The sequence below is a fragment of the Flagellimonas crocea genome (genome assembly GCF_033441595.1).
Classification (GTDB): Bacteria; Bacteroidota; Bacteroidia; order Flavobacteriales; family Flavobacteriaceae; genus Flagellimonas; species Flagellimonas crocea.
Genome location: NZ_JAUZVX010000002.1, coordinates 24402 through 39265 on the forward strand (window position 1 = coordinate 24402; position 14864 = coordinate 39265).

The following is a 14864-nucleotide window of genomic DNA, read 5'->3' on the forward strand; positions in this document are numbered from 1 at the left end:
CTTTTTTACCCTTGGTTGTTGGGAACATTGGGGTCGTTGTCGTCCGGGTCCTCGTTAGCAGGGACACCGTCATTGTCGTTATCCACAAAAGTGCCGTCCCTTCCTACAAAGAGTTGGAAATTGATGGGAAGAAAGGTGTCCATCACTTGGTCACTGTATTCGTTGCTCGGGGCCGAGGTGACCGAAATGGCAGAGAACGTGCCCCCGGCAAGGTAGGTGGACCTTACCCACACTTGTGCGGTTATGCCATTGAAACGGAGCAGGCGCGCCTCAAACTGTGAAGGGATGCCTTCAAAGGAATTACTTGTAGAGGTCGTGCACAATACATCAGGGGTGCCACTGAAGCCATAGTGTCCAAATACACCATTGATCTCATTGGCTATGATGGCCGTGGCGGAAACCTGGCCATTCAATTGTGTGTTGGGTATCCAACGGAAGACCACTGCATTGTCATTGCGCACCAAGTTGACCCCAAGGGTGCCGGTCTGCGCGTCTGTAACCTCAAAAGCTGAAAACCCTTGGGGATACACAAATCCTAAAAGAGGGTGCAGACTGTGGACAAATTGTCCCCCAGGATCATTGACCGTGGGAACTTGGGTCAAAGGCGCTGGGATAGAGTGTGCAAATTCCCAATAGATACCCGTCAATCCGGTGGCATTTTCACATAGGCCTTGAGGTTCTGCATTGGTCTGGCCATTGTCGGAACCGGAATCCGAACTACAGCTAATAAAGTGTAAGATGATGATTGATAACAATAAGGTTGGAATACATTTCATGATATGTTTCTTTTTCCTAATATCGATGGAAAAGGAAAATGTCATCAAATGTGTAGGGATGCACCGAGAAGTACAAAAAATATTGTCTTGCCTTGATTTAAAGTGGGTCGATGGACTCGATATGGATGCCCACAAAACAATCGTCAATGCACCCCTTTTCCACATAGCCACAAGTGGATATCAAGCCATTGTCCATGGTTTCAAAATATGGGGTAGCATCAGTTCTGTTTCGTAGCCAATCGTTTTTTGCCTTATCGTAGACCTCGTCCATTGTCAATGGCGCTGCACCGTTTGCATGAAATCCGATTTCATCGGCCGTCTCTGTCCATTCCAGTTCATCCTCTGGTATCTCGGAAGATATACCTCCAGTGTTGGTAAATTGGAAGCTTCGCTCCGTTATGGTCCCTGACTCCACGGTAATGGTGGTTTTTGAGCTGAATCCGACCCATGAACCCTGGTTGACCGTGTAGCGATAGGAATTTTTGGCTGACTCTTTAAAATTCTCCCAGGCCCTAAGGCTTACGATGAATTCATCATAATGCTCTAGATTATCGGATTCACAGGAAACCAAACATTGCGCTAATATTAAAATAGCGATTGGAAGCAGCTTTTTCATTTTGGCCTTTATCTATTGGATGCAGTGGTGTAGGAATGGTTGTGCACAAAACCAACAAATTTACAATGTTTGGGCCCTAGGATAAGGGCATTCCATAGCAGTCCATTAACTAATTGCACATGGATTTTCTTTTTTCAGACAATCACTCTGCCAATAAATTAGTTTAAGTGGAATGGCCCAACGTTTTTTGATTGGATACATTTGGGACATTTGAATGGTTCTTAAAACGCAGTATAAAACTTGTGCCCTTATCAATTTCACTTTCGCAAATCAATTCGCCACCGTTCATCTCCACAAAATCCTTTGAGATCAATAGCCCAAAGCCCGTACCTTTTTCACCTTCCGTGCCCCTTCTTGTTTTTGGTTTTTCGTCAGCCTTAAGCTGCCTGAACCAATGTGTATCCATGCCCATTCCAAAATCTTGTACCCCTATTTCGACGGTATCATCGCTGCATTTTGACCAGACCAATATTTTTTGACCGTTGTTGCTGAACTTGATGGCGTTGGAAATTAAATTACGGAGAACGACCTTTAGCATGTTTTCATCCATGAAAAGCTCCCGACAAGAGATGTTCAGCTCTATCGCTATATTTTTATTGTTGGCCATCCTGGTGAACTCTTGGCTTACTGCATGAAATACGTCTTCCAGGTCACAGATGGTTTTGTCCAATTGCACCCCGTCCAATTGTTTATAGGACCATTGCAGTAAATCGTTGATCATTGAAATTCTATCGTAAACTTCGCTTTTTAGTTTTTCTGTCAATCGCTTTAGTTCTTCATCCGCCAATTCGGCCTCGATCAATTGTATGATGACAACAAAATTGTTGAGTGGGGCCCTGACATCATGGGCGAGCAAGGAGAACAATTTATTCTTGAGTTTACTGATCTCTTCAAGCTCGGCATTTTGGTTTTCGAGTTCTGCCTTGGCAACCGTAAGCTTTTTGGTCTGCCGTTCAACTTCATCTTTGAGCTTTGTATTGGCTTCCAGTTGCATTTTCAAATTATCATTCTCAATTTCTTTAAATTTATAGGAGATGAGCAGCGAAAAGAGAATCAATTGGATCGTCGTCAATACTGAAGTTGCAATAATTATTGGGGTTGCGTCGAAATCGAAATACTGTTTTGCAAACCACGCGCCTATATATATTATTGCGGATAACAGGATAGGTGCATAGGAATATAAATAGTATCTGTTTAATTTATGGGCATTGAACAATAGGATACCAGAGAAAATATTTAAAAGTACAGCGGCCAATGCAGTAATCGCTGCTAGCAATACCAGGATTTCGTTCAACCAGACCAGTCCAATGGTAAGTGTGTTGGTGATATGCAAAAACGGAAGGCAAACCACCGTTCCGATCAATAGTTTGTAGGTCCTTGATAGACGTGGATGGTCGTCCTTTTTAATCGCAAGGTAATTTCTTGTGAACTGCAGCAGGCCAAAGGTGGTGATCATTGCAGTTGTAAGGGAAATTTTGTCCGCTACTGAAGTGATTTCACTGCCAAAGGAGTTGTTCATAAAAAAGTAAAGGCTCCAATGAAGGGTGATTCCCCAAATCAGCACCAAATAATCAAGCAGGATTTTGTGCTTTAAAACGAGGTACGAGAGTAGGTGATAAATCCCGAATGCAGCGAAAATGGAGGTGAATACCAAGTTGGTCAGGTATCTAAAATCGAAAACATCCATATTTAATGCATTATTTCTTAACGGTAAATGTAGCAGTATTCAACTGGGTTCGGTCTTTAAAACTATAATTTTTTCGTGAACTATATGGAAATCAAATTACTAAAATATTTTGTGCTGTGGTCCTGTGAATAAGACTGGTACAGGTCTTTTAGGTTATATTTCTTATCGATAGACATCCGAAGATGTCCAGCCCCCTACATATTTTTATACAAACCACGTAATCCCACTCCCTATTTCTGAAGCAGATTTCGTGATTCGTTGGCCTGTTGCGCCTTTGGAATCCTATGTTTATGATGGGGTTGCACTTGGAATGGCCCGTTCTATGCCCAGGAATTGACCAATGCTACCCAAACTCAAGGGTTTGTTAAGGTAACCTAGTACATATTTTCCATATGTGGTCGCTTTTATCTCATCCTTTGGATCGATGGATGAACTGACGATGACCACATCAACCGTAGGAGGGAATTTTTCCAAGGTCATGAACTCCAAGAATTCGAATCCCGTCATTTCGGGCATATTGATATCTAAAAAAAGAAGAATACGTTCTTCGGGGTTTTCTCGAAATCGAAGGCAATCCAAAGCCAATTCAGGGTTCGTAAAGCTTCTTAGCTTATCCTCTAGGCCTAACTTTCTGAACATTAGAGCGTGTACGGTATTGATAAGTTCCTCGTCATCTACCAGGTATATTTCTTTGTACATTTGATTGTATTTAACTGATGAGAAATTAACCTTTTACGGGGCCAGGTCCAATTTAATGTTGTGTAACCATGAAGCTTGTCGATGAGGATCCTAAAAATCGGCATGTGGAGAATATATGTTAGGGTTTTGCTTTATTGAATTGTTATTCCAATAGTAATAATCTCCATATCTAAAGATAAATGATCGATCTAGATCAAATAAAGCGTATTTACAGTATTGCTGGCGACCTAAATTTTTCTGATGTAAAACATTTGCTTCAGGCCGCAGGGCGTAAAACTTTTCTTCACGGGGAATACCTTATAGAAGCGGATACCCTTCAAAACCAAGTGTATTTTATATATAAAGGGTTGGTCCGTATTTACGCTGTCAACGAGCGCGGTGACGAGATTACGACCGAACTGCGCTGTGAAAATGAACTGGTGGCCAGTTATGACGTTATTTTCTTTGATCAACCTTCCCGATTCTATATTCAGGCCATGGAGAAAACGGAAACCTTCCATATTGCCTATGATGAACTCCAACAGGTCTTGGAGCGGAACCGGAAGTTGGATATGAACCGTAAGTACATCCTTCAAAACCTATTGAAGAATGCCTTTGAACGCATTGATACATTTACCTTAAAAACCCCGGAAGAACGTTATCTGCACTTTTTGGAATCCAATCCCAGTTTGACCAATAGGGTACCGGATAAGTATATCGCCAATGTGCTGGGCATCACCCCTGTTTCATTGAGCAGGATACGGAAACGCATTGCGCAAAAGGCCAAATCATAGAAAAATCCCATTTGGACATTTCTTATCTTTTGTTAACGACGTGGGCTATGCGTACAGGCTACATTTGTCTTAAAATTTTTAAACGTATCAGCTATGAAAACATCAAAAATGATTTTGGTAAATGCCTGTTTGGCCTTCGTACTTTTGGCAAATTTTTCTTGTTCCAATGAGGATGATGATTCCAACGCCGAGGAGGCCATAACACAGGAGGAAGCGGCACAATTGGTGGCCAGTTCCTTGGAGGAGGACTCCGGGGGAAGTATCGAAACCATGGTCAAGCTCACCATAGAAGTGCAGGTGACCATTGAAGCGGAATACACTTGCGGTTTTACCTATGAAGATGGTATCTCATACCAATATGATCAAAACGGTATCGATGCCTCTTATACGGGAGATTGGGCCTACCAGATCCATTGCAATGATCAAAACCTTCCGGATTCGGCCACGTATTCTTATGAAAAGACAGCTACGGCAAGTACCCCAAGGATAAGTGCCACAGGTTCTTCCAGCATGTCCGGAAGCTTGGATGGGTTGGAGGCCGATGGATCTACCTATACCTTGACCGGTACCTACCAAGGCGACTACAGCCAACAATTGATCGTTTCCAAAAAAAATGTGGAAAGTGAATTAAACATGCAACTGAACAGCCTTGTCATAGATAAGGAAACCGACTCCATTACTTCGGGAAGCGGCAGTTTCACCTTGACCGGAACCAGTAACAATGCCTCTTTTTCATATTCGGGGACCATTGAATTTATGGGTAATGGCAGTGCCACTGTTACCATTGAAGGGCAAACCTATATTGTATTGTCCAATTGATCTTTCATGGTAAAAAGGGGGCGGTATCCGAACGGGTTCGCCCCTCCCTTATGTAACTTTTTGCACTATGGAAACGTTATTGCCCTATTGGTTTACCATGCTATTCAACATGCTGAGATATGCAGTGCTTGGTGGAATGGCTTTCCTGTCCTTTTATGTACTATGGCCCAATGTCTTTGCCAAAAGCAAGATACAGACCCGTTTTGCAAGAAAAAAAGACTTTGTCCGTGAGCTGTCCTATTCCTTACAGACCATTGTCATTTTTATCGGGATGAACCTGTTGGTGCTCTATACCCCACTAAGAGAATATGGTAAGATTTATGGGGATATCCATGAACATGGCCTTTGGTGGGTGCCCGTAAGTATACTCTTGGCCATAACTTTGCACGATACTTATTTTTATTGGATGCACCGAGCAGTGCACCATAGGTCATTGTACAAAATGTTCCATAGGGTCCACCACAAGTCCGTCAATCCAAGTCCACTGGCATCGTATTCCTTCAATTTTATGGAAGGAATATTGGAGGCGATGGTCGTCCCATTGGTGGTGTTCCTTATTCCCATGCACCCGGTTGCCCTTATCCTTTTTGCCCTGTTTGCGTATTCGTTCAATGTATACGGACATTTAGGGTACGAGATTGTGCCTAGGTGGTTCAGGAAATCCATTTTTTTTGAGATTATGGTGACCTCGGTACACCACAACCTGCACCACCATAAGTTCATAGGCAACTATGGATACTATTTCCGTTTTTGGGATAGACTGATGGGGACGGAAAACCCAGATTATGTAAGGGTCTTTGATGAAATTCAATACAAAAGGTTCGGCACAAAGCGTGTATCAAAATAATATGATTTACACTGTGGATTGATCAAATCCTGTGGCATTGCATTTTCTCATATGGCCCCTCTTTTTAGTCTCTTAAAGGTTTGAGGCCTTGGTCAATTTGTACTCCAAAAATGTGATGGAAAAGGGATAAAGTTATTCGCCCAAATCCTATTGTCAACAGACAAAAGGGCCAAGGACTACGGTATACAGCCATAGCGAAACCGTACAGTTGCCGTGGCAGGAGGTACGTGTCTTACGCTCCGAAACAAGTTTAACATTTTCAACAATCAGATAATCAGTAAATAAAAATCTTTTACGCTATTTATTTAGAATTAATCCAATTAAAATTTGTGTTAAAAAAAGGTTCGTTTTAAATTTGGCCCTTATTATTTAGAATAATTATAAATAAAAAACCACCAAATGAATAAATTGAAGTTGCTTTATCTCTTCTTACTGGGCACAGTTGGTACCACCTTTGGTCAAAACACCTCCATTCAAGGAAAAGTGCTTTCCGATTCCGGAACCCCGATTGCCAACGCCAACGTCATCGTATTGAACTCGAATATGGGTACAGTTACCGGTGAAAATGGCATTTATGAACTAAGAGGGATTACTTCGGGCAAGCACATCGTGCAAGCTTCCTATATAGGCTATGAGACCATTGAGAACTCGATTACCGTAAAGGAGGGAGCGACCCTGTCATTGGATTTTATTTTAAGTGAATCGGCAACAGCGCTACAAGGGGTGGAAATTATTGGGCGAAAGGAAAGAAATTACAAAAACACAACATCCTTCGTTGCCACAAAATCAGCCACAAAATTAGTCGATGTGCCCCAAGCAGTGAGTTACGTGACCAAAGAAGTCATTTTGGACCAAGCAGCGTTTACGGTCAATGATGTGGTCAAAAATGTCAGTGGCGTCAACCAGTTTTCATTTTACAACGACTTGACCATTCGGGGTTTTCGTGTCCAAGGACAACGGAACAATAGTATCCTTCTAAATGGTTCCCGAATGATGACCAGTTTTTGGAGCCAACAGATCATTCCGCATGTGGAACGTGTTGAAGTCATAAAAGGTCCGGCATCTGCCCTGTTCGGAAATGCCTCTCCCGGAGGGACAATAAATACGGTGACCAAAAAGCCTTTGGAAACGACCAAACAATCCATCAGCGCCAGTATGGGGAGCTTTAATACGTTTCGATTTTTGTCCGATTTTACCGGCCCGATGACTAAGGACAACAAACTGCTGTACCGTTTAAACATCGGGTACCAAAATACGGATGGTTTCAGGGATCTGCAATTCAACAAAAACATTGTGGTGGCGCCTTCCTTTTCCTTTATTCCCAGCCAAAAGACCCGGTTGAACTTTGACGTGGTCTATCAGGACAGTAAGGGACGATTGGATCGTGGACAGGCGGTTTTTGGGGACGGTGATCTTTATTCAACACCAATAACCACCTCTTTAAGTGCAGAAAATGACTACCTGAACGAACAAAACCTGAACGTAACCTTATCATTTCAGCATAAGTTCAACGAAAACATAAGCTATAACAGTAGCTATCTGAACTCCTCTTACGACGAAGATTTGTTAGAGCACAGAACTGCCAATAACTTTTTGGCGCTTGGGGATGGTTCTTTTGACATAACCCAAGTGGCGATGCGGGTGTTTATTCGTAAACGGTCTTGGAACAATCAAAACTTTACCAATTACCTCAATTTTGACTTTGACCTTGGAGAAATTAAGAACAAGCTTTTGGTAGGTTACGATTATTTTCAACAAGAACTTGAACCCGGAGGGTCTCAATTGGAAGCAAACGCCTATCTTTTACAAAATGGTACGGCCACCAATTCGTTCAATGTTGCCAACATTGATAGATATGTCCTTGACGAAGATGGCAATCCTGTGGCCAATGTAGCACCTTTTGATTTGACCTCTACGGACGGAAATGCCATGCGGGACATGAGCAATTATGTGTATTCCCTTCGAAACTATGACCGGTACAAGCAAACGGGCAACGGGGTTTACTTGCAGAACCAGTTCAGCTACAAAAAGTTCAATCTTTTGGTAGGCCTTCGGTATGATGACTTTACCGACTATCTCAACTATAACACGGCCCAGGAGGAAAAAGTTAGACAAGATGCCTTTCTTCCAAGATTGGGAATGGTATACAAGGCCACACCGAATGTGAATTTTTATGGTACTTGGGTAAAAGGCTATCAACCACAAACGGCTACTGAAATAAGCAATCCTGAAGCTGGAGGGCCTTTTGACCCATTGACCAGTGAATTGCTCGAAGCCGGGATAAAATCCGAGTGGTTCAACAAAAGGCTGAGTGCGACTTTGGCAGTTTATACGCTGAACCAGAAAGGCGCCTTGTACAATGCCAATGATTCCAGCAATTCTGATTTATTACAACAGGTTGGTGAAGAAAAATCCGAAGGTGTGGAAGTTGATGTTTATGGACAGCTCATGCCCAATTGGAGTGTGGTCATGAATTACGCCTATAACCACGCCTACTTTACCGAAGCGGATGAAACCACCATTGCCACATTCAGCAAACAAAAACCGAATGCCCCTAGAAACACCTTCAACTTTTGGACCAAGTATATCATAGACCGAGGTAATTTTAATGGTCTGGGCTTTGGACTTGGATATGATTACGTAGGGGAACGAAACGGATCTATTGTCAGGGATCCTGAGTTGATCCCTGTTTTTCCAAGTTATGGATTGGTCAATACCGCTGTTTACTATCAAGTGGATAAATTTCAGATACAATTGAACTTCAACAATGTGTTCGACAAGACCCATTGGGTAGGGGGTTATGATTTCTTGCGTGCCTTCCCTGGCAGGCCCAGAAACATTATGGCAACCGTCTCCTATACGTTCTAGCCTTGAAATTGTCCAAGAAAAAACTTTTTAAGATCCATAGCTGGATCGGTACCAAGTTGAGCATACTATTTTTTATAGTATGCTTTTCGGGTACCATGGCTACCCTTAGCCATGAGATGGACTGGCTGTTTATTTCAGAGATCAGGGCCAAGCCGCAAAAAGAGTTTGCTTCTAGAAATGAAATCCTCTCTAATCTCAAAAAGGAATATCCCAAGGGACAGGTTTCCTATTGGATGCGCACGGAAGAACCTTACTTGTGCGATATTATCTATGTGACCGATAAGGGCAGGCTAACCTATGTCTTTGCCAATCCATATACGGGGGAAATACAGGGGAATGCCAACCTCACTTTTCAACGCTTTTTTAGAGACCTCCATTATTTTCTGTTCATGCCTTTTTACCAATTCGGATATTTGATCGTATTGAGCTTTGCCTTTCTTCTTTTGGTTTCCTTTTTAACGGCGTTGTTCTTCTATAAAAAATGGTGGCGAAAACTTTTTGTTCTTGAAACAAAAAAAGGGCCATTGGTCTTTTTCAGAAGTCTTCACAGGCTGGTGGGACTATGGTCCGTTCCGTTCTCCATTTTGTTTTCGGTTACTGGAATATGGTATTTCGTGGAACGAACCAATATTGCCAATGTACGAACAAAGGTCAACCCGAAACTGCCCAAACTGGAGCACATCGCTATGGATGCGGATAGTATCGACCTCGCCTACGATATTGATTATGAAAAGGTTGCCAAAGTGGCCCAAAATGCAATTCCGTATTTTACCGCAGAGGATATGAACATCCCCAATGATCATCGGAGCCCCGTTTATGTGAGGGGAAACTCGGATGTTCCCTTGGTCCGACAACGGGCCAACAGGGTGTATATCAATCCCTACAATTATGAAGTGGTGGGGATCCAAAACGCTAGAAAAATTAGCAATACCATGTGGGTGAACGACATTGCCGACCCGCTTCACTTTGGGTATTGGGGAGGTTTGACGACCAAGATCATTTGGTTTTTTATGGGTTTGGGGATTTCCTCATTGGTACTGACAGGAATCTGGATTACCTTAAAACGGAAGGCCTTGCAAAGGAAAAAGCAGCATAAACCCATATTGGGCAAATGGAAATTCGTCAACTGGGGCATATATCTGTTTATGATGATTAGCATGTATGTGCAATTGGTGGGGCGCTATCATACCTCAATTACTGGAATCATGGTTATCAGCTGTGGTTGGTTGATCTTTCTAGGGCTCGCCTATTATGTTTTTGCGCATCGCTTGAACAAGCTGGTCAAAGCACATTAGATAAAGGCTCTTGGACTGAAACGTAGCTTGCAATTTACGGAATTGGCCACTATACGGTCAAATTCGGTGAGTTGGAAATGATGGATAAGATGAACAACTAAAAGTGGATAACATCGATTGAGGTGAGCAATTTTCAAAAGATGGAAATGGAATACGCTCCGAGTTCCCCATCTTCTAGATGGGGAAAATTGATACTTTTTGGTATCAAAAAAAATGAAAAAACTCAGTAAGCAATTTATTTTACAGGGCTTTAGTTGAATTTTAGTTGGACGGGACTCGAACTTTTTTCTGAAAGTGCCCATTTTTGAAACCATCAAAATCTAAACCCTGAAAATCTTGCGAGTTGTTATTGTTTTTTTTGGTTTTCTAAGGTTTGTATATGTTTGTTGATAGGAACCACTGCTTGTCCATCTACTTGTCCCAAAATCTAACATCTTGATACGGCTCTCCCTTAAATGGATTGTGGGATGGGGTTTAGACGATATAGCTTAAATGGTCAAGTTCCTTACTGTTAAGTGGATTTAAATTCGATTTTGCATACTGCATTACCTAGTCCCGGTTGATAAGGAATTCCGGTTTAAAGTAGTTGGTGTTCCAGAATTGGAACAGGGCCATGTAGGGATTGATATGTATTGGGTTCAATCTAACTGTGTTGGACCTATAGCAAACTACCTTGATCGAAATCCAACTAAAGAACTTCAAGGGCACCATTGTATAATAATTATGTATATTCGTAAAAGCTTTAGGGGTATTCTGAAAAGAATTGAGAGAGTCCCTTGGAACCTGATACGGCTCACACCGACGTAGGGAAAAGCGAAAAGACATCATCTATTGATGTTACTTTCCTTTTGTTTTCCGCAGTATTCCTAAAGCCTTTCAATTAAATCATAAAAGGCAATGGAACAACATCTCTGGAAACACATTCAACTTGTAAGATCAAAGGCGCCACTGGTACATAACATTACCAACTATGTGGTCATGAACAATACGGCCAACGCCCTTTTGGCGATTGGGGCATCCCCGATTATGGCCCATGCAAAGTCGGAGGTCCGCGATATGGTCACTTTGGCACATGCCTCGGTGATCAATATTGGCACCTTGGATGAATATTGGTGCGAAGCCATGCTTTTAGCGGCAGAGACGGCCCATACATTGGGCAAACCATGGATATTGGACCCGGTCGGCGCAGGAGCCAGTCCTTTCCGGGACAAAATACTTCAGGAGCTGTTGAACTTTAAACCCACCATTATCAAGGGCAATGCCTCTGAGATCATGGCATTGGCCCAAACAAACCGGGAAGCCACCAAGGGAGTGGACAGTACGGCCGAGAGCAATGAGGCCATGGATGCCGCTATTGGGCTAGCTAAAACTTATGGTGCCGTGGTATGCATTTCCGGTGCTGAGGATATCATTACGGATGCTGCCCAAAAAGTCCATATCGCCAATGGGACGCCGCTGATGACCAAGGTGACCGGACTGGGCTGTACGGCATCTGCGCTGATTGGTGCTTTTATCGGAATTGTGGAAGATAAAGTTGAATCCGTGGCAGCGGTCATGACCCTATTGGGCATCGCCGGTGAACTGGCCGAAAAACGGTCTGAAGGCCCTGCGAGCTTACAATTGCATCTTATCGACAAGCTGTATACCCTATCGGAAAAAGAGTTCTATGATCACGTCAAGATATCCCGATCATGAAGCTCCATCCCCAATTCCCCTATGCCCTATATCTGGTCATCTCTCAGGAAGCCTGCAAAGAAAAGGATATGATACAGGTAGCCCAACAGGCCATTCGGGGAGGTGTCGATATCATCCAATTGCGTGAAAAGAAGGCATCTGAAAAATTGTTCCTCCACAGGGCCCAGCAGCTAAGGGAACTCACGGAGAAACATGATGTACCCTTGATCATCAATGACAATCCAAAGGTGGCTTCGAAGGTCGGTACGGCCGGTATTCATGTGGGCAATAGGGATGCCCGACCCACGGTCTTACGAAAAGAACCCTATTTCATGGAAAGGATGATAGGGTATTCCATAGAGTATCTGGAACAACTGGACAATGGGGAAACGGCCACCTCCGATTACCTTGGTATAAGCCCTGTGTTCAGGACCGATACGAAAAGGGACACCGTAACCGAATGGGGATTGGAGGGCATTGCCAAAATCCGGCAATTGACCACAAAGCCCTTGGTGGGCATAGGTAACCTGCATCCAGAAAATGCCGGTTCCGTCATCCGTGCCGGAGCTGACTGTATTGCCGTGGTATCGGCCATATGCGGTGCGGAAGACCCTGAGAAAGCAGCTTATGAACTAAAAAATGCAATCCTAAAATGAAAGCATATACATATCCATCGGTGTTGGCCATTGCCGGTTTCGATGGGAGCGGTGGGGCCGGAATACAGGCCGATATCAAAACCATATCGGCATTGGGGTGCTATGCCACAACGGTGCTTACGGCCCTGCCCGTGCAAAATACACAAGGGGTACGAAAGATCTACCCCATTCCTGTCGAAGCCGTTGGGCACCAGATTGAAGCAATCATGGACGATATAAGGCCCGCGGCCATTAAAATAGGAATGGTGCACACCCCTCAATTGGTAGCGACCATTTCAAGGACCTTGGGAAAATATCGGAAGGTGCCCATTGTATTCGACCCGGTCATGGTCGCCACCAGCGGCCATCGATTGATCGAGGAGGCCACCATAGATGCTTTGGTCGAGCAGTTGTTGCCCATCGCCACGATCATTACCCCCAATATGGACGAGGCGGCCCTATTGGCAAAGATGGAGGTGAGGACCTTGGAAGAGATGCGGATTGCCGGAGAACGCATCAAGGACATGGGATGCAACAGTATTCTCATGAAAGGGGGCCATCAGGAAACCGCTAAGATCACCTCCCTGTTTTTTGACCGGCACGAAGGATGCTTTCCGTTTGAAACAACAAAAATCAAAACCAATAACATCCATGGCTCGGGATGTACCCTTTCCTCGGCCATTGCCTCCTATTTGGCGCAGGGCGAAACCCTCTATAATGCCGTTGCATCTGGCCAATCCTATGTACATGATGCCATTGACAGCGGAAAAAACGTACGGACCGGAAGGGGGAACGGTCCCTTGAACCACTTTTTCAATCCTCAAAAAATGATCAAATATGAAATGGACCGAACGGACCTGGAAAAAAATCGATGAAAATTATAGGGCGATCCTTGACATGTCCTTTGTGCAAGAATTGGCCAAAGGGACCCTTCCCAGGGCCAAATTCCAATTTTATATGGCACAGGACTCCCTCTATCTGGAGCATTTTGGCAGAGCACTTGCCTTAATAGCGGCCAAATCCCATCAGGTTGGACATTCCCTTGCCTATATCCGTTTTGCGGAAGGGGCCATCGTAGTGGAAAATGCCCTGCACGAATCCTATTTTGAGGATTTTGGCATAACGGACAAAGGGGCCATACAGCCTGCATGCCACCACTATACCCACTTTTTGAAGAGCACTGCCGCCTTGGAGCCCGTGGAGGTCGCCATGGCGGCCACCCTACCCTGTTTTTGGATCTATAAAAAAGTGGGCGACCACATTTATAATGGCGAACATGGGGACAATAACCCCTACCAGCGGTGGATCGATACCTATGGTGGGGATGAATTCGCGGAAAGTGTACAACGGGCAAAGGACATCTGTGACCATGCTGCGGAACATACCACGCCGGAAATGCGGGAGAGAATGACCGAAGCCTTTATCCAAGCCTCCCAGTTGGAATACCATTTTTGGGAGGCGGCATACGATACAAGAACATGGAATTGATCTTGAAGGACAAAAAGGCGGTCATCTTTGATATGGACGGTGTCCTTGTGGAGAGCGAGGAAATTTGGAAGCAAGCGGAATATGAGGTCTTTTCCTCGTTTGGGGCCACCGTGACCGAAGAAGACAGCCGCCGGACCCGTTCCATGACCACCAAGGAAGTCACGGAGTTCTGGTACCAAAAGTTTCCCTGGAAGGAAACACCACTTTCGGAGGTGGAGGAGATGGTCGTACGCCGGGTCATGGAACTGATTTTATCGAAAGACAGTGCAACGTTGGGAATAGGGGCTTTCATCAAAAACCTGAAAACCCGGAACTATAAGATCGGCCTTGCGACCAATGCCCCGGAAAAGATTATCCCGGTAGTTTTGAAAAAGACCGGCACCAAAAACCTGTTCGATGGTATTTCGTCCGCCGATTTTGAGGAAAACGGCAAGCCGCATCCCGCCATATACCTCAATATGGCCAGGAAATTGAAGGTAAGGCCCCATGAATGTGCGGTAATAGAAGATAGCGAGACCGGGATGGAGGCTGCGAAAAAGGCCGGCATGACCGTAATTGCCTATACCCATGGAGACAACAATATTTCACTCCAATGGGCCGATTACCAGATTGACGGATTCTAGGTTGAGCGCATTGGGGCTTGGTGTTTCTATAAAGTCGGTGAACGATCAAAGGAAGGCCGAGACC

At 44.1% G+C, this 14864-nt stretch carries 14 protein-coding genes and 1 riboswitch; of the genes, 10 read left to right on the forward strand and 4 right to left on the reverse strand.

Annotated features, from left to right (window positions below; translation table 11 throughout):
- Window positions 1-5 precede the first annotated feature (5 nt).
- The 4 genes from SD449_RS05300 to SD449_RS05315 form a co-directional block, all read right to left on the reverse strand.
- The gene (locus SD449_RS05300; RefSeq protein WP_318309229.1) at window positions 6-776 is read right to left on the reverse strand and encodes a hypothetical protein; all 771 of its coding nucleotides are present in this window, start codon (window positions 774-776) and stop codon (window positions 6-8) included.
- A gap of 97 nt (window positions 777-873) precedes the next feature.
- On the reverse strand, window positions 874-1392 hold the full coding sequence (locus SD449_RS05305) for a hypothetical protein (RefSeq protein ID WP_318309230.1): 519 nt from the start codon (window positions 1390-1392) through the stop codon (window positions 874-876).
- Between the two features lie 163 nt (window positions 1393-1555).
- Window positions 1556-3079 (reverse strand): sensor histidine kinase, encoded by a 1524-nt coding sequence (locus SD449_RS05310; protein ID WP_318309231.1) that lies wholly within the window; start codon window positions 3077-3079, stop codon window positions 1556-1558.
- 288 nt (window positions 3080-3367) lie between these two features.
- The gene (locus SD449_RS05315; RefSeq protein ID WP_318309233.1) at window positions 3368-3778 is read right to left on the reverse strand and encodes a response regulator; all 411 of its coding nucleotides are present in this window, start codon (window positions 3776-3778) and stop codon (window positions 3368-3370) included.
- Window positions 3779-3957: 179 nt separating this feature from the next.
- On the opposite strand from SD449_RS05315, the gene SD449_RS05320 reads away from it, so the two are divergent.
- From SD449_RS05320 to SD449_RS05365, 10 genes are all read left to right on the forward strand, one after another.
- Window positions 3958-4551 (forward strand): Crp/Fnr family transcriptional regulator, encoded by a 594-nt coding sequence (locus SD449_RS05320; protein ID WP_207032802.1) that lies wholly within the window; start codon window positions 3958-3960, stop codon window positions 4549-4551.
- 93 nt (window positions 4552-4644) lie between these two features.
- Complete coding sequence (locus SD449_RS05325; protein WP_318309235.1) at window positions 4645-5370, forward strand: hypothetical protein; 726 nt, start codon at window positions 4645-4647, stop codon at window positions 5368-5370.
- A 67-nt stretch (window positions 5371-5437) separates the two neighbouring features.
- On the forward strand, window positions 5438-6217 hold the full coding sequence (locus tag SD449_RS05330; protein WP_318309236.1) for a sterol desaturase family protein: 780 nt from the start codon (window positions 5438-5440) through the stop codon (window positions 6215-6217).
- 399 nt (window positions 6218-6616) lie between these two features.
- Window positions 6617-9085: a TonB-dependent receptor gene (locus SD449_RS05335; protein ID WP_318309237.1), complete on the forward strand. Its 2469-nt coding sequence runs from the start codon at window positions 6617-6619 to the stop codon at window positions 9083-9085.
- An 8-nt stretch (window positions 9086-9093) separates the two neighbouring features.
- A complete protein-coding gene (locus SD449_RS05340; protein WP_318309238.1) occupies window positions 9094-10380 on the forward strand; it encodes a PepSY-associated TM helix domain-containing protein in 1287 nt (428 codons plus the stop codon).
- Window positions 10381-11114: 734 nt separating this feature from the next.
- A riboswitch (TPP riboswitch) is annotated at window positions 11115-11207 on the forward strand.
- Between the two features lie 70 nt (window positions 11208-11277).
- Entirely contained in the window at window positions 11278-12075 is a 798-nt protein-coding gene (gene thiM / locus SD449_RS05345) for a hydroxyethylthiazole kinase (protein WP_318309239.1), read from the forward strand.
- The gene (thiE, locus tag SD449_RS05350) at window positions 12072-12710 is read left to right on the forward strand and encodes a thiamine phosphate synthase (protein ID WP_318309240.1); all 639 of its coding nucleotides are present in this window, start codon (window positions 12072-12074) and stop codon (window positions 12708-12710) included. Before thiM ends, thiE begins: the two co-directional genes overlap by 4 nt.
- The gene (thiD, locus tag SD449_RS05355; RefSeq protein WP_318309242.1) at window positions 12707-13564 is read left to right on the forward strand and encodes a bifunctional hydroxymethylpyrimidine kinase/phosphomethylpyrimidine kinase; all 858 of its coding nucleotides are present in this window, start codon (window positions 12707-12709) and stop codon (window positions 13562-13564) included. Before thiE ends, thiD begins: the two co-directional genes overlap by 4 nt.
- Complete coding sequence (gene tenA / locus SD449_RS05360) at window positions 13527-14177, forward strand: thiaminase II (protein ID WP_318309243.1); 651 nt, start codon at window positions 13527-13529, stop codon at window positions 14175-14177. The genes thiD and tenA overlap by 38 nt, the downstream gene beginning before the upstream one ends.
- Complete coding sequence (locus SD449_RS05365; RefSeq protein WP_318309244.1) at window positions 14168-14800, forward strand: HAD family hydrolase; 633 nt, start codon at window positions 14168-14170, stop codon at window positions 14798-14800. Before tenA ends, SD449_RS05365 begins: the two co-directional genes overlap by 10 nt.
- Window positions 14801-14864: the final 64 nt, after the last annotated feature.

Bases quoted from the DNA above. Each gene is read 5' to 3' on its own strand.
- SD449_RS05300 (WP_318309229.1), bottom strand. From the start codon at position 776: ATGAAATGTATTCCAACCTTATTGTTATCAATCATCATCTTACACTTT.
- SD449_RS05365 (WP_318309244.1), top strand. From the start codon at position 14,168: ATGGAATTGATCTTGAAGGACAAAAAGGCGGTCATCTTTGATATGGAC.
- SD449_RS05305 (WP_318309230.1), bottom strand. From the start codon at position 1,392: ATGAAAAAGCTGCTTCCAATCGCTATTTTAATATTAGCGCAATGTTTG.
- tenA (WP_318309243.1), top strand. From the start codon at position 13,527: ATGAAATGGACCGAACGGACCTGGAAAAAAATCGATGAAAATTATAGG.
- SD449_RS05315 (WP_318309233.1), bottom strand. From the start codon at position 3,778: ATGTACAAAGAAATATACCTGGTAGATGACGAGGAACTTATCAATACC.
- thiD (WP_318309242.1), top strand. From the start codon at position 12,707: ATGAAAGCATATACATATCCATCGGTGTTGGCCATTGCCGGTTTCGAT.
- thiM (WP_318309239.1), top strand. From the start codon at position 11,278: ATGGAACAACATCTCTGGAAACACATTCAACTTGTAAGATCAAAGGCG.
- SD449_RS05310 (WP_318309231.1), bottom strand. From the start codon at position 3,079: ATGGATGTTTTCGATTTTAGATACCTGACCAACTTGGTATTCACCTCC.
- SD449_RS05320 (WP_207032802.1), top strand. From the start codon at position 3,958: ATGATCGATCTAGATCAAATAAAGCGTATTTACAGTATTGCTGGCGAC.
- SD449_RS05335 (WP_318309237.1), top strand. From the start codon at position 6,617: ATGAATAAATTGAAGTTGCTTTATCTCTTCTTACTGGGCACAGTTGGT.
- SD449_RS05325 (WP_318309235.1), top strand. From the start codon at position 4,645: ATGAAAACATCAAAAATGATTTTGGTAAATGCCTGTTTGGCCTTCGTA.
- thiE (WP_318309240.1), top strand. From the start codon at position 12,072: ATGAAGCTCCATCCCCAATTCCCCTATGCCCTATATCTGGTCATCTCT.
- SD449_RS05330 (WP_318309236.1), top strand. From the start codon at position 5,438: ATGGAAACGTTATTGCCCTATTGGTTTACCATGCTATTCAACATGCTG.